General features: G+C 37.8%; 20 protein-coding genes. 6 read left to right on the top strand and 14 right to left on the bottom strand.

Annotated elements, in window-relative coordinates:
- Positions 1 to 6: 6 nt before the first annotated feature.
- Positions 7 to 798: a pseudouridine synthase gene (locus tag HNP77_RS11975; protein WP_184653700.1), complete on the top strand. Its 792-nt coding sequence runs from the start codon at positions 7 to 9 to the stop codon at positions 796 to 798.
- 7 nt (positions 799 to 805) lie between these two features.
- Here the strand turns inward: HNP77_RS11975 and HNP77_RS11970 are convergent, their stop codons facing one another.
- Both HNP77_RS11970 and HNP77_RS11965 read right to left on the bottom strand, forming a co-directional pair.
- Positions 806 to 2,113 carry a hypothetical protein gene (locus HNP77_RS11970; RefSeq protein WP_184653698.1) on the bottom strand — a complete coding sequence of 436 codons (1,308 nt, stop codon included), beginning with the start codon at positions 2,111 to 2,113 and terminating at the stop codon, positions 806 to 808.
- A 12-nt stretch (positions 2,114 to 2,125) separates the two neighbouring features.
- Positions 2,126 to 2,818: a GTP pyrophosphokinase gene (locus tag HNP77_RS11965; RefSeq protein ID WP_184653696.1), complete on the bottom strand. Its 693-nt coding sequence runs from the start codon at positions 2,816 to 2,818 to the stop codon at positions 2,126 to 2,128.
- A gap of 77 nt (positions 2,819 to 2,895) precedes the next feature.
- On the opposite strand from HNP77_RS11965, the gene purE reads away from it, so the two are divergent.
- The gene (gene purE / locus HNP77_RS11960; RefSeq protein WP_184653694.1) at positions 2,896 to 3,390 is read left to right on the top strand and encodes a 5-(carboxyamino)imidazole ribonucleotide mutase; all 495 of its coding nucleotides are present in this window, start codon (positions 2,896 to 2,898) and stop codon (positions 3,388 to 3,390) included.
- A 43-nt stretch (positions 3,391 to 3,433) separates the two neighbouring features.
- The gene (purF, locus tag HNP77_RS11955) at positions 3,434 to 4,957 is read left to right on the top strand and encodes an amidophosphoribosyltransferase (protein ID WP_184653692.1); all 1,524 of its coding nucleotides are present in this window, start codon (positions 3,434 to 3,436) and stop codon (positions 4,955 to 4,957) included.
- On the opposite strand, the gene HNP77_RS11950 is transcribed toward purF, so the two are convergent.
- The 6 genes from HNP77_RS11950 to HNP77_RS11925 all read right to left on the bottom strand — a co-directional run bounded on the left by HNP77_RS11950 (position 4,954) and on the right by HNP77_RS11925 (position 10,624).
- Positions 4,954 to 5,946 carry an endonuclease/exonuclease/phosphatase family protein gene (locus HNP77_RS11950; protein ID WP_184653690.1) on the bottom strand — a complete coding sequence of 331 codons (993 nt, stop codon included), beginning with the start codon at positions 5,944 to 5,946 and terminating at the stop codon, positions 4,954 to 4,956. The two genes, purF and HNP77_RS11950, sit on opposite strands and share 4 nt — an antisense overlap.
- A gap of 236 nt (positions 5,947 to 6,182) precedes the next feature.
- Positions 6,183 to 7,232: a 5-methylcytosine-specific restriction endonuclease system specificity protein McrC gene (mcrC, locus tag HNP77_RS11945; RefSeq protein ID WP_184653688.1), complete on the bottom strand. Its 1,050-nt coding sequence runs from the start codon at positions 7,230 to 7,232 to the stop codon at positions 6,183 to 6,185.
- 1 nt (position 7,233) lies between these two features.
- Positions 7,234 to 9,468: an AAA family ATPase gene (locus tag HNP77_RS11940; RefSeq protein WP_221266596.1), complete on the bottom strand. Its 2,235-nt coding sequence runs from the start codon at positions 9,466 to 9,468 to the stop codon at positions 7,234 to 7,236.
- 62 nt (positions 9,469 to 9,530) lie between these two features.
- Positions 9,531 to 10,001, bottom strand: coding sequence for a YiiX/YebB-like N1pC/P60 family cysteine hydrolase (locus tag HNP77_RS11935; protein WP_221266595.1), 471 nt, complete (start codon positions 9,999 to 10,001; stop codon positions 9,531 to 9,533).
- A gap of 47 nt (positions 10,002 to 10,048) precedes the next feature.
- Entirely contained in the window at positions 10,049 to 10,417 is a 369-nt protein-coding gene (crcB, locus tag HNP77_RS11930) for a fluoride efflux transporter CrcB (RefSeq protein ID WP_184653686.1), read from the bottom strand.
- Positions 10,418 to 10,423: 6 nt separating this feature from the next.
- Positions 10,424 to 10,624, bottom strand: coding sequence for a hypothetical protein (locus HNP77_RS11925; protein ID WP_184653684.1), 201 nt, complete (start codon positions 10,622 to 10,624; stop codon positions 10,424 to 10,426).
- A 272-nt stretch (positions 10,625 to 10,896) separates the two neighbouring features.
- Here HNP77_RS11925 and HNP77_RS11920 point away from each other — a divergent pair, with 272 nt between their 5' ends.
- Positions 10,897 to 11,049 carry a DUF3737 family protein gene (locus HNP77_RS11920; protein WP_083425775.1) on the top strand — a complete coding sequence of 51 codons (153 nt, stop codon included), beginning with the start codon at positions 10,897 to 10,899 and terminating at the stop codon, positions 11,047 to 11,049.
- A gap of 134 nt (positions 11,050 to 11,183) precedes the next feature.
- Here HNP77_RS11920 and HNP77_RS11915 read toward each other — a convergent pair whose 3' ends face one another.
- The 6 genes from HNP77_RS11915 to istA form a co-directional block, all read right to left on the bottom strand.
- Complete coding sequence (locus HNP77_RS11915; RefSeq protein ID WP_184653682.1) at positions 11,184 to 12,107, bottom strand: radical SAM mobile pair protein B; 924 nt, start codon at positions 12,105 to 12,107, stop codon at positions 11,184 to 11,186.
- Entirely contained in the window at positions 12,083 to 12,781 is a 699-nt protein-coding gene (locus tag HNP77_RS11910; RefSeq protein ID WP_184653680.1) for a radical SAM mobile pair protein A, read from the bottom strand. Before HNP77_RS11910 ends, HNP77_RS11915 begins: the two co-directional genes overlap by 25 nt.
- Positions 12,778 to 13,215, bottom strand: a complete 438-nt coding sequence (locus HNP77_RS11905; protein WP_184653679.1) for a radical SAM mobile pair system MarR family transcriptional regulator — start codon at positions 13,213 to 13,215, stop codon at positions 12,778 to 12,780. The genes HNP77_RS11910 and HNP77_RS11905 overlap by 4 nt, the downstream gene beginning before the upstream one ends.
- A gap of 872 nt (positions 13,216 to 14,087) precedes the next feature.
- The gene (locus HNP77_RS11900; RefSeq protein WP_184653677.1) at positions 14,088 to 15,455 is read right to left on the bottom strand and encodes a carboxypeptidase-like regulatory domain-containing protein; all 1,368 of its coding nucleotides are present in this window, start codon (positions 15,453 to 15,455) and stop codon (positions 14,088 to 14,090) included.
- 237 nt (positions 15,456 to 15,692) lie between these two features.
- Complete coding sequence (gene istB / locus HNP77_RS11895) at positions 15,693 to 16,439, bottom strand: IS21-like element helper ATPase IstB (protein ID WP_221266594.1); 747 nt, start codon at positions 16,437 to 16,439, stop codon at positions 15,693 to 15,695.
- Entirely contained in the window at positions 16,426 to 17,934 is a 1,509-nt protein-coding gene (istA, locus tag HNP77_RS11890; RefSeq protein WP_184653675.1) for an IS21 family transposase, read from the bottom strand. Before istA ends, istB begins: the two co-directional genes overlap by 14 nt.
- Before the next feature lie 478 nt (positions 17,935 to 18,412).
- Here istA and HNP77_RS11885 point away from each other — a divergent pair, with 478 nt between their 5' ends.
- Both HNP77_RS11885 and HNP77_RS11880 read left to right on the top strand, forming a co-directional pair.
- Positions 18,413 to 19,072 (top strand): tyrosine-type recombinase/integrase, encoded by a 660-nt coding sequence (locus HNP77_RS11885; RefSeq protein ID WP_184653673.1) that lies wholly within the window; start codon positions 18,413 to 18,415, stop codon positions 19,070 to 19,072.
- Positions 19,059 to 20,087, top strand: a complete 1,029-nt coding sequence (locus tag HNP77_RS11880; protein ID WP_184653671.1) for a tyrosine-type recombinase/integrase — start codon at positions 19,059 to 19,061, stop codon at positions 20,085 to 20,087. The genes HNP77_RS11885 and HNP77_RS11880 overlap by 14 nt, the downstream gene beginning before the upstream one ends.
- Positions 20,088 to 20,180: the final 93 nt, after the last annotated feature.

Raw genomic sequence — 20,180 nt, 5'->3', positions numbered from 1 at the left:
AACAACATGCCGTTTTTAGAACGAACTGATGTTATACTTGCAAGAAGAGGTTTTTCTACCAACAAAAAAATCCGCCGTTTTCTTCAGCGTAATGTTTTTGAAGTAAACGGCATCAGGATTTTAACCGGCGGTACAAGAATCAATCTTTTTGAAGATTCAATAACTATAAACGGCATTCCTTCTGATTTACGGCCTGACATCTACATCATGATGAACAAAAAGTCAGGCTGTATATGTTCAAACAACAGAGATTCAAATTTAAAAACAAATCCTCCTTTAGTTTTTCAGGATATTCCACAAGAGTTAAAAGATGAAGCAGAAAAATTTAATCTGGGAACTTTGCATACAGTCGGACGGCTGGATGCTGATACAGAAGGGCTTCTTATAATTACGACAAACGGTGACTACAGCCACAGAATTACCATACCGGAATTTCACTGTGACAAAACCTATTATTTAAAACTTAAAAATCCCTGCTCCGAAGAAGAACAGAAAGAATACATAAAAAAATGCAGCGAAGGATTTTTTATAGAAGCAGAGCACAATTATACTTCTGCAGGTTACAAGCCGGCCTTTACCTGCAAGCCTTCAGTACTGAGTTTTATTTCTTCCGATGAATGCACCCTTACAATCAGCGAAGGAAAATTTCATCAGGTAAAACGCATGATAAAAACCTTAGGCAATCACGTTTCTTACCTTAAGCGTACTGTTATGGGAAACCTGCACCTGGACCCCGCCCTTCTTCCAGGACAGTGGAGGCACATGACGCAGGAAGAAATCCTGAGTGTGCTGAAATAAAAAAAATTTAACGGTTAAGACTCTTTAAATCCCGTTTCAGATTAGCGCTGTCAGGATAATTTTTAAGTCCCAATTCAAGAACCGCTCTTGCCTCTTCATACTTTCCGGCATTTGCAAGTTCCGCAAAATTATTATGAACACAAACTCCATAATTTCTATAAAATGTATCAGAATATTTTTTCAGCTCGCGTACAGAAGGATTATCTTTATAAGCAGAAGCAGCAGCTTTTGCAGCAGTCAGATATCTTTCTTCCTGAGACATCTGTGCATATTTCCCTTCGGTACTATTCAAAATTTTATCAAAAAAACTTTCATTCCAGCCGAGAATCATCATGTCATTGGCTTTGTTAAAACCTTCTATCGATACGTACTTTCCGCCATCATGCCTGTGAATAAAAGCCCAGCCGCCTTCAAAATCCCTGTTGTTATAAAAGCGGGCCATGGCATTATAATAAAAATCATCATAATCTTTTGAAATGGCTCTCCTGACTCCGTAAGAATCCATTAAATTCTCAAGAAGTTCCAGGGACTGCTCAGGCTTCCCGGCACGATCAAGAGTAACAGCATGATTTCTGACACACAGAATATAATCATTTAAAGCTTCTTCTTTTTCTGCCTCACTGCACTCTGAAAGATAATCCATCCGCCTTAAAGCAAGTTCCTCTGCTTCTTCATCCATACTTCTGTCAGTAAGAGAAGACATAAGGTTTCTTGCAGGCAAAGAAGCAAGCATCTTAGTACTTACTTCTTTTCTTCCATTATAGTAACGTTTTGGAACAGTAACATAATGAGTCATGTTTGCATTTTTAGCTACAGCCTTTTTTACGCCGGGATTAAAACCGTAAGGATTAGTAGTTTCAACATCAATTTTTTTTGTTCCGGTATAAAGCGTTATAAAACAGTGGTCTTTAGTAACCTGAGCCCTCACATCAAGCCCCGCACTTTTTGCAAAAGCCGCATATATGATGCTGGAACTCACGCAGTTATAAACTCCCGTAGAAAAAGCTCTGTCTACAAAACTCTGATTTAACTGATAGTTTCTTAAAACGTTGTCATAAACAAAGGTAAGTATTATTTCTGCAAGTTCTTCATCAGAAAGGGAATCATCAGAGGTAACAGTTTCGTTAAGGGTAGCAGTAAAAAGCTCAAAATCTTCAATGGCCGCCGTAAATTCAGAAGAGTCCCTTTCTACTCCGCACAGTGTCATCGAATCTTCAATAAGGGCCCTGGCTTCTGCAATATCAGAAACTTCATCTGCAGATACCGCCGCACAAGAAAAAAATACCACTGCTATAATGAAACAAATCTTTTTCATTACTAAATTGTATTATGATTCAGGACCATATTCCACAAATCCGGGAATATTCTTTGCAAGTTTCTGCATCCTGCTGTCAGTATTCCAGATTGTATCGGCAATATTCTTCAATTCCACATCAACATCATCCGGCATTGAATAATCCTTTTTATAATGAAGCTGATGTTCAAGACTGGCCCAGAAATCCATGGCAATAGTACGGATCTGAATTTCAACAGGAATTTCCCGCTTCTGGTCACTAAAATAAACGCCTACTTTTACAATTACATGAAGGCTTCTGTATCCGTTAGATTTCGGTTCCTTAATATAGTCCTTCATTTTTATCAGCTTGATGTCTTCCTGATTCAAAAGCATCTGCATTACGTGATAAACATCACTTACAAAAGGACAGGTTACGCGGATTCCGGCTATATCATGAAGACGGTTCACCATATTGTCTATGGTAAGATCCAGTCCCTTACGCTGAAGTTTTTCTGCAATACTCAAAGGGTCTTTTATCCTGCTGGAAATCGTACTTATAGGATTACGCTGATGCTTGCTTTCAAATTCATCCTCAAGAATTTCAAACTTCGTTGTAATCTGCTTGATTCCGCTTTCATACAGCATAAGAAGCTGCTGAAACTCAAGGGCTGTATTTATTACTTTTGCAGGGGTAAAATCCGACATTCCACCCATGGCATTCTTTACTACAAGTTCTTTATCCATATCTGACAATATACCTATTTTTAAATCATTCAGGCAAATTTTATTGTAAATTAAGTTGCGTTGTGATATCTTTTGATATGCAAGTCGCAATATTTTTCGGTTCTAAATCCGACACAGAAACAATGAAAAAGGCCGCCGCTGTTCTTAAAGAATACGGCGTGGATTACAAGGCACACATCCTGTCCGCACACCGCTCAGGAGAACTTCTTGCCCAGACAGTGCGTCAGGTAGAAAAAGAAGGTGCAAAGGTCATTATAGCAGGTGCCGGTTTAAGTGCCGCCCTTCCTGGTGTAATTTCAAGTCTTACCGTTCTTCCTGTTATCGGCGTTCCTCTGGAATGCGTAACTCCCGGAGTTTCTAACGGGCTTGGGGGAATGGATGCTCTTCTTTCTGTAGTACAGATGCCTCCTCAAATTCCTGTTGCAAGCGTAGGAATAAATAATGCTAAAAATGCGGCTTACCTTGCACTTCAGATTCTTGCACTTAATGATGAATCTTTAAGAAAGCGTCTCGTTGAATTCCGTGAAGGTCTTGCAAAAAATGCAGTTTCCGGCTTAAACGTAGATCTGTAATTATATATTATATAGAGGAAAATCACTATTTCAGGAAATAAAAATGAACTGTGGCTGCAATAATAACAATTATAACCCTTTTGATGTTCTTGAGGATGATAAATTCCATGATGAATGTGGAGTTGTAGGAATCTATCTGAACCAGAAATCAGCTGCCAAAAAAAGTAAAGAAAAAAAAGCAGGAACTAAAAAACAGGAAGCCTATTCTGCCAGCGGATTTAATGCAGCAACTCAGGCTTACTTCGGTCTGTACGCTCTCCAGCACAGAGGTCAGGACAGCGCCGGTATTGCCGTAAGTAACGGAGAAGACATTACCATGCACAAAGCTATGGGAACCGTTGCAGAAGCTTTTACAAAAGAAAACCTTGTTAATCTTACCGGATACATTGCCTGCGGTCATGTCCGCTATGCAACAGCAGGAAGCACATCTCTTGAAAATGCACAGCCTATGCTCCAGAAATCAAAACTGGGCGGTATTGCCGTAGCTCACAACGGTCAGCTCATAAACTATGAGCAGCTGAGGGAAATGCTCGAAGAAGCAGGCAGTACTTTTGCCTCAACCAGTGACACTGAAGTTATTGTAAAGCTCATCGCAAAATCCTACAAAAAAGGTCTGGAACGTGCCCTTACGGATACAATCCAGATGATAAAAGGTTCTTTTGCCCTTGTCGTAATGACAGAAAAAGCCCTTATCGGTGCAAGGGATCCTAACGGAATACGTCCTCTGTGTCTCGGAAAAACAGAAAACGGCTGGATTCTCGCAAGCGAAAGCTGTGCCATCGACGCCCTTAACGGAACTTACATCCGTGACATTCAGCCTGGAGAAATCGTAATCATAAACGAAGACGGGGTTCTTTCTTTTGAATTTGGTGAACACACATCAAAACGTACCTGTATTTTTGAATACGTATATTTTGCACGTCCTGATTCAAACATAGACGGAATTCCTGTAACTCTTGCCAGAGAAAAAATGGGTGAATGCCTTGCAAAAGAAAGCGGAGTGCCGGCAGATGTTGTAATAGGTGTTCCGGACTCAGGTCTGGGAGCTGCACAAGGATATGCAAAAGCTGCAGGTATTCCTTATGCCAGCGGAATCGTAAAAAACAAGTACATCGGCCGAACCTTTATTGCCCCTACCCAGCAGGAACGGGAAAACATGGTTTTCGTAAAGCTCAATGCAGTACGCTCTGTTGTTGACGGAAAGCGTGTCGTTGTTATTGATGACTCGATTGTCCGCGGAACTACAAGCCGCCGTCTTGTTCAGATTTTACGCCGTGCAGGTGCAAAAGAAGTACACTTCCGTATTTCTTCACCGCCTGTAAAATTTCCGTGCTACTTCGGAATCAATACTCCTACCAGAAATGAACTTATTTCAAGTCAGCACAATGAAGAACAGATTTGTAAAGAAATAGGAGCAGATTCCCTTGCCTTTATCAGTGCAGAAGGAATGCTGGAAGCCTGCCGTGAATGCAATCCGGAACAGTACGGTTTCTGCAAAGGCTGCTTTACAGGAGAGTATCCTATTTCCGTACCGGGCGAACTTAACGGTAAGCCCTGCAAAAACTAAAGCTCGTCAATAATACTGAACTCTGCCTTTAAAGGCAGATGATCTGAATAACCGCTTCCGTTCCATAGTTTAAATGCTTTTGGGACGGAAGTTTTTTTATCACACCATTCACCGCAGACAGGTTCAAAATTTTGAAGTTCAAGAGTACCTGCATAAAAAATATTATCAATACAACTCCATTCTTCCTTATAAAAATAACTTCCCGGTTCTGCAAGACTTCCATTATGACTCCACGCAGTTTTTACAAAAGTTCCTTCTTCTGACTGCATAAGATTTTCATATCGGCGCAAAAGAACTCTGCCTGTATTTCTGTAAAAACAAAAATTTTCTAAATCACGGTTAAAGTCTCCTAAAGCGATTACATTTTTTTTGCATAAAAGATTTCTGCTCACTGCAGCTTCAAGAATACTTTCCTGCCTGTTTCTCCATTTTTCCGTTACCTCTTCTCCCCCACTCATACTTTTCCAGTGATTTACGGCAAGGGTAACTTCTGAATCTTTTATTTTTACATCCACGCATATAAGAGGACGCAAAGAAGGCTGCCCTTCATTTTCACTTTGAATGGCAGCTGAATGCACACTCATGTTATAAAGAGGAAAACGAGACAGAACTCCACAGCCTACAGCTCCGTGTTCTTCTTTTGCAAAACAGGCCCAGCGGTACACTTTAGAAGAATCCCATTCACCTGCAAGAAAATTATATAAATCATACAGATTTTTTTTATTTTCAAGTTCTTCCAGCACAATAATGTCAGCATCAATTTTCTTTACAGAAGCCGCCAGTCTTTTTAAGCGCTCAACATAAACTTCCTTATTCCATCTGTCGTTTTTCAGAAACTGTGAATATTCACAGCCATCATTTTTCCCGTCAAAGAATGTCTGAACATTCCACGTTGCCACAGTGAATGATTTTCTATCCGTCATACCGCTGCATGAAAAAAACAAAAATACAGATACCAGCAAGATTATAGTAGTGCAATAAGTTTTCATAAAAATTCCCCATATATATATTTGCACTGAATTTTCAAAAACTACACAAATGGGGGGAAAATTTTTAATCTTTAGTTCAGGATGATACAGTTTTCACGAAAAATATTTTTTTCTATCGGAACTTTAAAAGTCAATTCATTGTATATCGCGGTAGCAGCAATAAGCAAATCCATATCTTCGATTCATATACCTTTGTCAAACATTTTTGCCTTTATGTCAGCAAAAACTTCCATAACTTATAGCTGTGCAATATTTGATATTACTATCTCATCTAGCATATTTTTAATATCATCAAACGGAACATTCAAATCCAGTGTCTTTACAGAAATCTGATTACCACTCATTTGATATGTTTCATCCGGCTGAATGTCCTCATCTGTACGAGCATATAAAAGCATTCCGCTTACTTTATGGTTTTTATCTTTTAATTCAGCTTCTTTATTTTTTACATATGTAAAAATCTGATAGATATTTGCAGAATGAATCGAATGTTTATCAAATTGAACTTGAGTTGTATGACTATAATATTTTGCATCGATAATAAGAACTGTAGTTCCCTTCTCTAGCATAATATCAGACTGCATAACTGGGAGCATATTGTCTATACCATCGTCTAGCTGCCAGTCGATTTCTTTTGAATTTGCTTTTAATTCTGGATGCTCTTTTCTGTAGTATTCCAAAATAAATTTTTCATAAAGACGACACATTCTCTGTTCATCAAGGAAGTCCATAATTTTTACATCGGTTCCATTTTCACTATGAAGCAAACCTTTAACAGTAAAATAACAGATACCTATCAACATTTTGTAAGTCTGATTATTTCTGCTGTACTTTACATTCCAATTAACTGTATGTAAATCAATTATTGAAACTTCTTCCAAAAACATTAAGAGATTTCTGATATTTTTTTTACGCTCAGTTTTGATTTCAGATTTCATCAAAAGAACAAGAGTACTTTTTATAATCTGATTCAATGATGTATCTACTGAATAATCATCATAAATACATTCAAGTCGTTTCTTGATCAGACTATTTTTCTTAAGAGAAGCAGAAACATCTATTTTTCCACGCAAGAAAGACAATTCTTCAGATTTCTCTATATACTCCTTAGTAAGGCCTCGCTTAAGCTGCACACTTACTCCCTGAATCAGAATTGCAGCGAACAAATCTGCAGTATTCTTAAATTCTTCACTTCCAAGATGTTTATAGCCATCTTCCTGCAAGACCTTAAAGGCATACGAGAGCATGTAATATATGTTTTTAATCTGAATATTATGTTCAATCATTTTATCGAACTACACTCAACAAAGCATTTGACCACTGCTTAACTTTCTCAGGTTCGTCGAACCAGTATTCTTCCAACAATGGAATCATTTCGTATTCAACTATTTCCTGGAGCTTCTCATCAGAAATTGTTTCAGGTTTTAAATTACAGAAGTAACTATGACCAATACAGAAACCTTTCCCCAGAGAAGCGTCATTCTCGATTGCCTGATTCAAGTCTTTAATTTTCTGAATAAGTGCATCAAATTTTGTAAACTTCAATTCATCTTGATAGTCTCGGAAGCCTTCTGAATCAAAACCTGGCTTAATATTAAAAAATGCAAATCTACGGCGTAAGGCATAGTCAAGCATCGCCAAGCTTCTGTCAGCTGTATTCATGAGTCCAATAATATAAACATTTTTTGGAACACTGAACATTTCTTTTTTATAAAGGAGTCTAAGTTCCTGTCCACGTTTATCACTTTCAATAAGCATGAAAAGTTCCCCGAATATCTTGCTTAAGTTACCACGGTTGATTTCATCAATTATGAAGTAATATTTATTTTCTTCATCTTCAGATGCTTTTTTACAAAAATCATAGAAAGCTCCTGTTTCCAATTTAAAGCCATTTTCAACAGGACGATATCCCATAATGAAGTCTTCATATGAATAACTTTGATGGAATTGAATCATTTGAACTCTTGATGAATCTTTCTTTTCCATAAGGGCATAAGCAAGACGTTTTGCAGCGAATGTTTTTCCAACTCCAGGAGCCCCCTGAAGAATAATATTCTTTTTTGAAGTAAGAAGATGATCAATGGTGTTCAAATCTTTTTCGGACATGTAAACATCAGTTAAGAAATCATCTTTTGTATATGCTTTATAAGAAATATCTGATTCTTCAATTTCCTGAGTTAATTCTTCATCTCCAAGGAATAGTGCATTTAATGATTCTACATAACCGATATCTTTTGTAATATCTGTAAGAGTCTTCATTGTTGCCATTCCATCAGGATGTTCATGTTCTTCATTATGTGTCCATTTAACTTCTCGAAGATGTGGATAGTCACTTTCTTTATCATCAAAATAATAATTTGAAGTTACGATACCTCTACCAATCAAAGTATTTCGCCCCTTCTTTGCGAAAATAACATCACCTTCCTTCATTTCATATACAAACTGCCAAGCTGCCAGGGAATCCATTTTGAAGTTTCCTGTTCTGCCAGATACAGTTTGCATTTGAGCAACCATATCAGATCTGGTTGCATAAGAGGAAAGATTTCCTATTTTTTCAAAGGAAACACCCATAACTCCTTTTTCTCGGAATTCATCCCATTTATCAGCCTGTGTACCTGGTGAATAAAGCCAGTAATGAACTTTACTGTCAGAAGCAAAATTATCGTTTTCAGTTTCTGTATTTTCTTCGGAAATTTCCCATTCTCGCCAAAGACCAGACTTCCAGAAATTAGCCTTATCAACTGTTTCAGCCAACGCATGACTTTTCTCTGCAAATCCTAGTGTTTGATCAATATTATGTATTCTACACAAGTAATTTAAAGCCTTATCCTGGAATATGTTCATCATATTCTTATTTGAATACATGAATGCAATTTTCAGTTTTACTGACCTACTAAAATCAATCTTGTCAATTTCTGCAAAGTTTCCTTCGTTTGCAAGATGAGCTACTTTAGAGACTATCGCTCTAACATTTTTGAAAGCTTCCTGAGCAGTTTCACCATATTTCTTATACCAAGCATATTTATCATCCTGCATAATTCCAGAAACATTACAATCTTTCTGCTTTTTAGCATAAATTCCATGTTTAGCTGCAGTTCCTCCGCCAATACCACCAAGGGCACGAGTCTTGAACTCAATCAAGTTTGAAAAATTATCGTTAGAAAGACCGATAACATATTCATCAATATCCATCGAATCAAGTTTTTCCAGTGGAAACCTTTTTAAGAAATCCATATGAAGTTCATCTAATTCAACAGAATTTTCTACAACTGGATTCACTTCATTAAAGATATCAATTAACAAGCGACCATTATATTTCCAATAAGGTAATGGTGGCATATTATTCGAAAATTTACCTACCTGAACTGTTAGACTTGAAAGAGAAACCGTCTGTCCCTGATATATAACGTTATGTTCATCTTTTACAGTACACTTAATATTTTCATCATTCTTAAAAACCAGTTCTGCACCTGGTTCTATTTCCATTTCATCGAAACTAAATCGTCCGCGTTTTTTTGCCATATATAAACCTCTTTTCCTTATTCCTTACTATTCTTATCCTTCTATTATGATTATCGAATATTCTATCCATCAAATTTACCGACATATTTCAACCATTCAGACTTTGCAAGCTGACCGGGATTTGTGCCCGGCTTACCTACAGGAACCGGCACTCTTAATTCCTCGTAATACTTCTTCCAGTAATCAGAAATTTCATTTTCACTATCACCAAACTTCATCGGGATAATATCAAAAATCAGAAGGATTTCTGAAATGTATTGAGAACAGTAAAACTTTCCATTGTCTGGATAGAAGGAATGATTATATTTACAACCCAAATATCTCTCTGCCCTCTCCCTGATGATTTCGGCATCAATTTCCGGGTAGCGGTAAATGAAAACTTCATGTTTTTCTTCGGCAAGATATTCTTCAGGATTCTGTTTTGCCACGCCCCTTTTTCGTGAAGCATGGTAAAGCATTCCGTCAAAGTAGATTCCAACGTGACTATATTTTTCTGTTGTTTCGATAATTGCTTTTTGATAAGTCTGATTCATCGCTCATAAAAAGCAGGTCGCCGTTTTGTAAAATACTTTTATTCATCCTACTTCCCTACGACCACTTGCCCTGCAAATACCAGCCCTACTCCTACAACCACGCTCAGTGCAATATAAAGAAGCGCAAGTCCAATATGTCCTGTCTTAATAAGAGTCTCTGTTTCTAAGGCAAAGGTCGAAAAAGTCGTAAAGCCTCCGCACAAGCCGGTCTTTATAAAAAGTACACTCTTTGGTGAAAGCGAACTATTCTTTACGGCAAGTGCTGCAATAAGTCCGATAACAAAACAGCCAAGAAGATTTATCACAAGAGTCTTTATCGGAAAGGTAAATGGTTCTTTGAGGGGAATCAGACCTATCAGATATCTGAGGCAGGCACCGATTCCACCGCCCAAAGCTACTACTAAACAATTCAACATATAATCCTACTTTGCCATCTGCATGGCCATATACATCCTCATATTAACATCTTTATTGCGGGTGTTGAAGATTTTCTCAAAGTAATCTGTCCACTCGTAACTTCTCCAGCAACCGAAATCATCTATGTAACCGTTATCGAAATTGAGTCCTGCAAAGTAAACTCCGTTTATCTGATTTGCTTCGTACATACTTGAAAAACCTTTCATCGGTTATCCGAATATTAGGATAATTAAGTTTATCCTAATAAATTTATTATCCTCATATTTTTCAATATCTGCTTATAGTATAAACAAATAAAAATGAAAATATGAGGATAAAATATACAAGAGTCAAACCATTAGAAGATAATTTTGGCCCTTACCTCACAAGAGAAAACTGAGGTTTCAGTGTTGTGCGTATTGCCAATAAATAAAAATTATCAGTTAAAATCAATCAAAAGACTTGTCACATCTGGCAAGTCTTTTTGATCTTAAAAAAAATGCAGTGTAACCGCCACACTAAAGTATGCGGAAAAATCGACAGCGTAAAAAATCCTCTTGCAGGAAAAATCACAGCAGATTCAATCGGTCAGATAATTATGGAAGAAGAAATCTGCGATAAATCAAAAACGCAAATTATCTGCAAAGAATAAAATATCAGGAGAAATAAAATGGCAATTACAGTAAATCTTCGTTACACAGGAAGACTTCCAGAATAAAAATATGAGCTTCAGTCCTACTTGGGCTGAAGCTCCTTTGTGCGATTATCTTCCGGTTTATTCTTCCATCAAGGATTATGTATTACATTTCTCTTTCCACTATTGGCAGTTCCTCTTACTTCTTCGTGGTAAAAGTAATCTACAATTGTTGGATGTCCTTTCTCTACTCTCTCATACGGAGTTTCATTATCAACAAACCTGCAATCATACTTTTTAGCCAGCTCTTCTGCTTTCTTTTCCAGCGCTTCAAAATAGCTGCGGTTCTTTTTGTTATAAATTTCGTCATACAGTGGCACCAGATCCGGATGTTTATCGGAAATGTATTTCATGATATCTGCCTTAAAACCTCCGCGAAGATTCAGATTCTCAAGCCATACAAGGTCACACTGATCTTTTGTCCTGTCTATGATTGCTTCTATATCGGTAATCCCTGGGAACACGGGTGAAATGAAGCAAATTGTACGAATGCCTGCCGCATATACCTCTTTCATTGCAGCAAGCCTTCTTTCTATGCTTACTGCCGCATCCATATCATCTTTAAACTCTTCATTGAGAGTATTGATTGACCATGATACTGTAAGTCTGCTATTTTCATTAATCTCTTTTAGCAGATCCAGATCTCTTAGTACAAGGTCTGACTTTGTGCAGATAAGTATGTCCGCACCACTGTCCTTTAGTTCCTCCAGAAGTCTTCTTGTATTTTTATATGTTTCCTCTAGCGGATTATAACCATCCGTAACTGTTCCAATAATCACCTTCTGGCCGGCATACTTCTTTGGATTTTTTATTTCAGGCCAGTCTTTCACATCCATGAAGGTTCCCCATTCTTCCGTATGCCCTGTAAAGCGTTTCATAAATGATGCGTAGCAGTATTTACAGGCATGGGGACACCCCACATAGGGATTCACCGAATATCCTCCAATAGGAGTATTCGATTTTGTCATTACACTTTTTGTTTCTATATGATTTACTTTGATTTCTGGTTGTTCCATATTCTCTGTTCCTCCAGCACTTTGTTAAAAGCATCCGGCATTTCCTGTATCATTTCTTCTCCCATAATCGGAACAAGATCTTCTTTCCAGAATACAGGAATGTTCAGTTCATGAGCCTGTTCTGTCAATGAATAAACCCACCCGGAATCTGTTTTAACAGTCCTGCTCTTTGCACCTGTCATAGTTCCCACCACAATCCAGTCAATGCCTGTAAGATCAACCTTACCCGGATCATCGAACAAAGGCTCAAAGGTCACATGATAATGCTTTGCCCTTACATTGCTCCGCAGTGCATCAATACGCCATAACTCAGACTTTCTCGTAACTGTAACGCCAAACCATGCATTATCAAGATTTGTTTCAAAAGACAGAAGATCCGGTCGTTTGGTAAGAAAAAGAAACTGGTGCTGAGGATTCTCTGCTATCTTTTTAAAGACTTCCTCTCGCCATTCCTCATGCCAGCCCGAGAGATCGCTCATACCGGTCAGCAGAAAATTCTGCGGCTTTTTCTTTTCCATCATACGAAGCTTGCCTTGAAAAAACTGTGGCTTTTCAAAATCATCTATGATGTGATAACGCCTCGTATTGTTTCTGGCATAGCAGTACGGACATCCAACAGTGCACCCTATAACAAGATTCATGTTCTGAATCTGATCTTTAATACAGATACTCATTTGTCACTCCATTCCTCAAGGTTTACCCTGATGCGGTTAAGATACTCTTCAAACTGAAGAATCTCTTTATCCGTAAAATCACGATAATAAATATTCCCCATCTCATTGGATACGGAGTCATAAGCTTCTTTAAGTTCTTTGGTTTTATCTGTGAGGAACAGAAGAGTTTTTCTCTTATCAGCTTCATCCGTTTTGCGGCTTATCAGTCCGTTTTTTTCCATCCGCTCAAGCATGGTCGTAAGTGAAGTAATTGCAAGTCCGCTTTTCTCGGAAATAATTTTAATAGGAACGCCATCTTCCTGCCATAAGACATACAGAATCCTTCCCTGAGCTCCGTTAAATGCATCAATGTTTTTTTTTGCCAGTATCCTTTCAAATATACGATCACCCAGCTGTTTTATTTTTGTAACAAGAAATCCACCATTTGTCTTCATAATTAAATATTCCTATATCGTAGTTTTATACTACCATATAGGAGTATTTGTATCAAGCGCACATATCATAACTTCCAATTTTGTGTTCCAGCATTCATCACGACAAACAGGAATTTGTATCACAGAACCATCAGCAATGTTCCGGCTCCAATTTAGAATGAAGGACGGACATTTTGAAAACATCTGTCCTTATTATCATGAATTGTGAAAACGGACTGACCTCTGATCCATTCATCAATAAACTTCATCTCTTTAATCTTATAATTTCCGATGAGGCTAGATTGAAAGCGGCTGTCAAAGACCTCTTTTGGGAAAATGTGACTGTATGTAACCCGCCAGACTTCATCTAAAAGAGTATACCATTCATATCCGTCTTCTTTTCTAACGTATCCGCAAATTAAATTTAAGTTTAGCTAATTATTGCACACATTAAATCCATTCTCCTGATGAAATGGGAATTCCAATATAGTTGTTCGCAAATGGTGACATTTCCATCAGGAAGTATGAATAAACGACTGCTTAGTACAAAACTTGCGGCACCGTGAAACTTTTTACTGCTTCCTTTATCGGAGTAATACCTTTTATTTATTATGGCATGCTTCATTAGGAAATCTTTGCATGAAATTCAGTACGTTTATAATAATATTTCGCTTATATACTATATTATAAATATACTGAATTTCTGCAAAGATAAAAAATACTATTATGTAATAGTTTACCAAATATTTATCTGACGTTAAATATATTAACGAGTATCATATGGATAGTGGTTTTATTTAATATTGTTTCCATTAAGGGAAACTGTGCTGAGCAAAGACTCTTTGAGAATAATGGCTATGTAAACAGGGGCAAACTTGCTTTTGCCTATCACTTCAGTCTTTCCAAAATTTATCGACATCAGGTGTGCCTCGGCTATAACCAACAGCCATTGGGTCGAAATTCAACAAGCCAAATAAATACCATGCGCTCGACGATATGCAAATATTTGTGTCTGCTCCCTTCCAAAGTTGCAAGCTGCCATAGGTAGTGCCAAGATTTGATGCATAGGGCAATCCTATGGAATTAGGATAGAGCGTGCTTGATATCAGTAACTTTCTCATTTCTGCCAAATAGGTTGTCGACTTGTAGGAGTCGGCAGCTTTTTGGTAAGCCACCACCATCTGTCCTGTGCCCTCAAGCCATACAATGTCTTTGTCGATGTCGGGTGCAAACCCTGTTATCAAGGCGCCATTGACTGTGGCTCTTTGGGTGTTTGCATACATTGTTGTTTTTTCGAGCACTGTTTTGGGGAAATCCTCAAATGTGCAATATCCCCAACTGTGGTTGTCGAGTGCATATTCATAATAATTTCCTAGCCATGACACCAACAAGCCATCAGTACTGTTGTATCTGTTTTCTTTAAGGTATGAGAGGAGTTTTTTGTGAAAGTCGTCATATCCCTGCACTGCACAGTAGGCATCAATCATACCTTCGGTATTTTTCGGGATAGTACTATTGCTTGCAGTGATGCCTCCCCAAAGTCCACCATCTTTGTCTTGCAGTGAACGAATCCAAATCTCCAGCGTCGACTTTAGTTTGTCATATTTTGTAGTCTCTACCTTTGCCGTGTAGTTGTTCAGTGCTATTAGCAGCCAGGCATTGTCACCAAGCCATCGGTCGCCCGAAGTGGTACCGTCGGTACTGCGGAACTGATAAAAACCACCATTGGTTGTGAGCTCACTACCTATGCGCTGATTAAAGAAATTGAAAATAGATTCAGCCTTGGAATACTTGCCCGTGGCAGTGAACACAAGTGCTGCTAGGGCGTTGTCGTAGAGCGATATCGTGCTGCTGCTCTCGGTGCTTGGCAGTAGTCCGTTGGAGTACTGCACATTTTCAAACCATGCCACGATGTTTTCGGCCTCAGCCGACAGGTTGATGGCTGTTTTCTCAGCAACAAAGGTAACAGTCAGTGTCGATGACGCTGTTGCCGATGCTGGCGTAAAGGTGTAGCCATCGGCCATAGGAGTTATTTTCACACTGCCCTTCAAGTTGGATACGCTCCACTCGCCCGATGCTAAACTGTAGACCGTCTGGTTTCCAATTGTTAGTCTTATGTTCGCAAGTCCACTGCCATCCGAATCAACAACTTTTCCTGAAACAGTAAACGTTTCGTCTACTTCCGAACTATTGTTGTCACTTGAACATCCTGTAAGTAGGAAAATGCTCAGTATAAAAAATGATATAATGTTTTCTTTCATATTATCTGATGCTATGTTTTTTAATTGTAAACAAACGAGGCAGATATTACATCGCGGCTATTAGGACCAATCATCACCTCGAATTCGCCTGGCTCACAAACATATTCTAATTCATGATTGTAGAATTTTAAATCCTCTGATGTTCTTTTGCAATAGAAATTCCAAATTATTTCCAACAAAATTCCAATAAATTTGCAAATGGAATTCCATGGAATTTCCATCTGCAAATTGCTTGATTTAATCTTTCATAAGGGCGTGTTCTAGACGCCAGTCTTTGTTTCCTGTATTAATCAGGTGACCATAATGAACAATCCTATCAATAATGGCAGCAGCAAGCTGGTCATCAGTGAACAGTGGCCCCCATTCATTGAAAGTCAGGTTTGTTGTAATTATCAGGGACAGTCTTTCATAGGCATTGGAAATTACAGAAAACAGAAGCTGTCCGCTTTCGAGATCCAGCGGCAGGTAACCCCATTCATCAATGCAGATCAGATTCTGTGCCATAAGTGTCTTATATGCCCTGTCCAAAGTTCCGTTGTTCTTTGCAGTCTTCAGATACATGACAAGGGATGTAAGCGTGAAAAACTTAACCTTGTAATCAGCATTACATGCATTAACTCCAAGGGCTATTGTTGCGTGAGTCTTCCCGGAACCGCAGCCTCCATAAAAGACAATTGTGTGTTTCTTTGTGATGAAGTCCAGGCTCAGCATTTCGTCTTTCGTGAAATTCTTTGGAAACTTGATTCCCCTGAAGTCATAGTCATCAAAGGATTTCATCGTAGGAAAACTGGCGCTTTTCAGGAAACGGGCCCTTCTTGAAACCGTTCTGACATTCTTTTCATCTTCCAGCAGAACTTTCATATTTTCCAGCTCTTTCAAGCCTGCCTTTTCCATGTATCTGTTGATTACAGGCTGGGAGAAGAACATTTTCTTCATCATTTCTCCAACTTCACTCTGTAATTCCTTTTTATCAGATTGCTGCATCGTTGTTTTCTCCTTCGTACATCATGAAACATCCATATTTATCAAAGCTGACACCAGTCTGGTTGAAGCTGAAATCAACCGGACATGAATTTACCCTTGAGCAGCATGCCATGACATTGCATTCCTTTGTCATATCTACTTCCCTTGCCGCCATTTCCGTAAAGGCTTCCATGACAACCGTATATTCAAAGCTGCCCATTGCCTTCTCAAACTCGTAGAAAATCCTGTGCCTAAGGTTTTCATCCCTTGTCCTGTCCAGATATTCCTTAAACGGATTCCCGTTGAGAAGATTCGCCCTGAAAATACTGTTGCTCCATGATCCCGGTTTTCTTACAAGAGACCTAAGGCTCGTAACTGCACTTATGGATTCTGTCCTTTCGCTGCCGTATTCCCGGTCAAATTCTTCGATCAGATTTCCGCAAAGATCATAAACAGCTACTTTCCATGCCCATGTCTCAACAATAACTTCGCTGTTCCTGTATTCTGACGGAAGCGTATATTTGTGGATGTTCTCCAGCGTGACGTTGGCATAATTGTCGGTTTTCCTGTTGAGGATTCTTTTTGCGGCAAAGCGTTTGGGTGGCAGAGGAAGCAGAGCCGTTTCCCTTTCTTCCTCAAAAAGCTCATCCACCGGTTTCTGATGGATGTAATGCATTCTTTCGCCCATAAGCTTTTCATTCATGACCAGAAGTTCAGTCTCGTTGAATTCCTGGATGTCAGACGGAATCTGGATTGGAGGCGAAAACATGTTCCGGCGGATATAGCCTACGTTTGTTTCTACATTCCCTTTTTCATGTCCTGCATACGGATTGCAGAACCGGCTTTCAAAGCCATAATGAATTCTGAAGCGTATGAAGACTTCATTCTCCTCAAGAATTTTGCAGGTTCTTCTTCCGATTCCTGTTGCATTATCAAACACTATCTTTCCCGGTACTCCTCCGATATATTCAAAAATGTACAGAAGCCCCTGCATCACACATTCGCAGTTCTCGCCCCTGAAAATCTGAACGAAGGCTTTGTTTGAATAGGGAAAGGAAAGTACAAGATATTTCAGACGCTGCCGGCCACAGGATGTGTCAAAGTCTGCTTCTCCAAAATCCGCCTGTGCTTCTCCGGGATACCACGTAAGGTGACTGAATCCTGCATCTTTTTTATTCTTCCTGTTGTATTCATTTAGAAAGCGGTTTACTGAACTGTAGGATGTTTCCGCTGCCGGTTGCGCCTCTTTCAAAAGCTTATAGACACGTTTTGCGGTCAGTTTCTGTTTGTACCAGTTATGCTCATTCTCTTTCAGAAGCTGCACTATCCAGTCTTTATACTGGTCTACAATTTTGGGCTTCTCACTTCTGGCTGGCAGCGGCTCGCTGAAATCTTCTTTTTCGATGTACTTTTTTGCTGTCTTGTAATCGACTTTTTCTTCACGGCAAATCTGTGCAATGGTCATGCCATTTCTGTGTTTTTGCCGTATACTTTCTACGGTGGACATTGAAATCATCTCCTTGACTCCTCTTAGTTTTTTGCGTTACCAAGAGTGTCTCATAAAACGGGGATGAGCTCATGTCCCCATTTTATTTGTGTGCAAATTCCATGGAATTCCTGTTGGAAAATATTGGAATTCTTGTTGGAAATTTGTTGGATGATTTATTGTAAATTAACATACTCTTTCCTTATCAGATTTACATATTTGAGAGGTTACTGATGAAGAATACTATATTTTCAAGTTCACTTGGATATTTGTTCGAAGGGTTTATACGGCAGAAGCAAAATGAAGGTTTTAGTTACGAGGAGCAAATTTCTCGACTAAAAAATTTTTGATAAATATTGTTTAAAAAAGAATATTACTGCTGATTCTATAACAAAAGAAAACCTGAGAAACTATTTGACTATAAAAGAAACTGAATCAAAAAATTCGTTTTATGCACGATTCTGTTTAATTCGACAATTTTTGATTTATATGAATGCACGGAGGATTCATGTTTCTATACCTAATATTTCAATTTCAAAATCTAAGCCAGTTCCTTTATGAGCAGGTAGAGGCATTTATTTCTAGTGTTGATAAGAATCCACCAAAGAGAAATTTTAATTATTCTGTGTTTTTCAGACTGCTATGTACAACAGGATTAAGAGTAAACGAGGCTCTTAAGTTACGAATTAATGATTATGACGAAATTAATAAAAGTTTGACTGTCATACATGCAAAAGGAAACAAGGATAGAATTATTTATCTGGCAGATGATATGAATCAGTTGCTAAGAACTTATTTGAACAGCAGGAAGAGAAGGTCACCATTCATATTCTATGGAAATGATATAAATAAACCACATACTTATGGAGTTGTGAGTAAAACTTTTAGAAAAAGATGGATGCAAACTAAATTTTATACGAATACAGGGAAAAATCCAACTGTTCATTCTCTAAGACATTATTTTGTAATTAAAAGAATCAATTTATGGGCTTCCGAGGGAATCTCTATTAATTCAATGATTCTTTATCTATCGAAACATCTGGGGCATGCAAGTCCAAATGAAACTTATTATTACTATCACCTCATTAAGGATTCCTTAAAAATAATGTCTACAAAGGATGTTACAGGAAAAAAAATTATGGAAGGTATTAAATATGAAGAAGAATAGTGAATTATTTTTTTCTAAGACAAAAAATTTTTTAACTGTGTATTTAGTTAAACAATGTAATAAGAGTGTTTATACGGTTAAGTCATATAAAGACACATTAACAATATTCAGAAGATTTATTGGTGAGGTTGAAAATATTTCAATCAAGACATTTAAATTTTCAGATTGCAAGCGTGATGTATTGCTTAAGTTTATTGAATATTTAAGAAATGGCAAAGCCGCAGTAAGCACAATCAACAACAAATTGGCAGGCATACGTGCTTATTTATGGTATTGTTCTGACGAAGATGTAGAATTGCAACCAATAGCAATTATGGCTTCAAGAATTCCTTTATTAAAGGAACCCAAATTGATAAGACCTATAATCTCACCTGAAATTATGACCGATTTTCTTTCGGGTGTTTTTTCTCATACATCAAAAAGTAAAAGAGATCAATTAATGCTTATGCTGCTGTATCAGACTGCTGGAAAAGCAAGTGAGATAACTGCAATTAAAATAAAAGATATTATACTGTCAGAAAGAATTATTCTTTTTCATGGGAAAGGGGATAAGGAAAGAATTGTAACTTATGATGAAGTAGCAGCTTTACACTTAAAGGCATTCCTTAAAACAGACCATAAAAACATGAATCCTGATGATTATTTATTTTTCACAAAAATAAAAGGAGTTAAATATCAAATGTCTTTAGGAAATGTTGAGCGCATTGTAAATAAATATGCAGAGTTACTAAAAGAGCTACATCCAGAATTACCTGAAAGTGTTTATCCACATATGTTTCGAAGAACCAGAGCAACTAATTTATATCAGGATGGAGTTGATTTAGAGCTGATTTCGAGATATATGGGCCATTCCTCTACTGTAACAACAAGAATATACGCACAACCATCTATGGCTATGTTAAAAGAAATTATGGATCGAGCAAATCCGTTTTCAGAATACGATTCTACCAATAAAGATGAATTTGATAACTTAACAGAAAATGATATTATAGAGATGTGTGGTTTAAGACCATAATAATTTTATCCTCATATTTTCATTCTTATTTGTTTATACTATAAGCAGATATTGAAAAATATGAGGATAATAAATTTATTAGGATAACATCGA

This window comes from Treponema rectale (assembly GCF_014202035.1).
Classification (GTDB): Bacteria; Spirochaetota; Spirochaetia; order Treponematales; family Treponemataceae; genus Treponema_D; species Treponema_D rectale.
The sequence above is the reverse complement of the archived record's forward strand: the minus strand, read 5'-3'. Positions and strand labels throughout refer to the sequence as shown.

Excerpts from the sequence above, each read along its gene's own strand:
- HNP77_RS11975 (WP_184653700.1), top strand. The coding sequence starts at position 7 with ATGCCGTTTTTAGAACGAACTGATGTTATACTTGCAAGAAGAGGTTTT.
- HNP77_RS11970 (WP_184653698.1), bottom strand. The coding sequence starts at position 2,113 with ATGAAAAAGATTTGTTTCATTATAGCAGTGGTATTTTTTTCTTGTGCG.
- HNP77_RS11965 (WP_184653696.1), bottom strand. The coding sequence starts at position 2,818 with ATGGATAAAGAACTTGTAGTAAAGAATGCCATGGGTGGAATGTCGGAT.
- purE (WP_184653694.1), top strand. The coding sequence starts at position 2,896 with ATGCAAGTCGCAATATTTTTCGGTTCTAAATCCGACACAGAAACAATG.
- purF (WP_184653692.1), top strand. The coding sequence starts at position 3,434 with ATGAACTGTGGCTGCAATAATAACAATTATAACCCTTTTGATGTTCTT.
- HNP77_RS11950 (WP_184653690.1), bottom strand. The coding sequence starts at position 5,946 with ATGAAAACTTATTGCACTACTATAATCTTGCTGGTATCTGTATTTTTG.
- mcrC (WP_184653688.1), bottom strand. The coding sequence starts at position 7,232 with ATGATTGAACATAATATTCAGATTAAAAACATATATTACATGCTCTCG.
- HNP77_RS11940 (WP_221266596.1), bottom strand. The coding sequence starts at position 9,468 with ATGGCAAAAAAACGCGGACGATTTAGTTTCGATGAAATGGAAATAGAA.
- HNP77_RS11935 (WP_221266595.1), bottom strand. The coding sequence starts at position 10,001 with ATGAATCAGACTTATCAAAAAGCAATTATCGAAACAACAGAAAAATAT.
- crcB (WP_184653686.1), bottom strand. The coding sequence starts at position 10,417 with ATGTTGAATTGTTTAGTAGTAGCTTTGGGCGGTGGAATCGGTGCCTGC.
- HNP77_RS11925 (WP_184653684.1), bottom strand. The coding sequence starts at position 10,624 with ATGAAAGGTTTTTCAAGTATGTACGAAGCAAATCAGATAAACGGAGTT.
- HNP77_RS11920 (WP_083425775.1), top strand. The coding sequence starts at position 10,897 with ATGCAGTGTAACCGCCACACTAAAGTATGCGGAAAAATCGACAGCGTA.
- HNP77_RS11915 (WP_184653682.1), bottom strand. The coding sequence starts at position 12,107 with ATGGAACAACCAGAAATCAAAGTAAATCATATAGAAACAAAAAGTGTA.
- HNP77_RS11910 (WP_184653680.1), bottom strand. The coding sequence starts at position 12,781 with ATGAGTATCTGTATTAAAGATCAGATTCAGAACATGAATCTTGTTATA.
- HNP77_RS11905 (WP_184653679.1), bottom strand. The coding sequence starts at position 13,215 with ATGAAGACAAATGGTGGATTTCTTGTTACAAAAATAAAACAGCTGGGT.
- HNP77_RS11900 (WP_184653677.1), bottom strand. The coding sequence starts at position 15,455 with ATGAAAGAAAACATTATATCATTTTTTATACTGAGCATTTTCCTACTT.
- istB (WP_221266594.1), bottom strand. The coding sequence starts at position 16,439 with ATGCAGCAATCTGATAAAAAGGAATTACAGAGTGAAGTTGGAGAAATG.
- istA (WP_184653675.1), bottom strand. The coding sequence starts at position 17,934 with ATGATTTCAATGTCCACCGTAGAAAGTATACGGCAAAAACACAGAAAT.
- HNP77_RS11885 (WP_184653673.1), top strand. The coding sequence starts at position 18,413 with ATGTTTCTATACCTAATATTTCAATTTCAAAATCTAAGCCAGTTCCTT.
- HNP77_RS11880 (WP_184653671.1), top strand. The coding sequence starts at position 19,059 with ATGAAGAAGAATAGTGAATTATTTTTTTCTAAGACAAAAAATTTTTTA.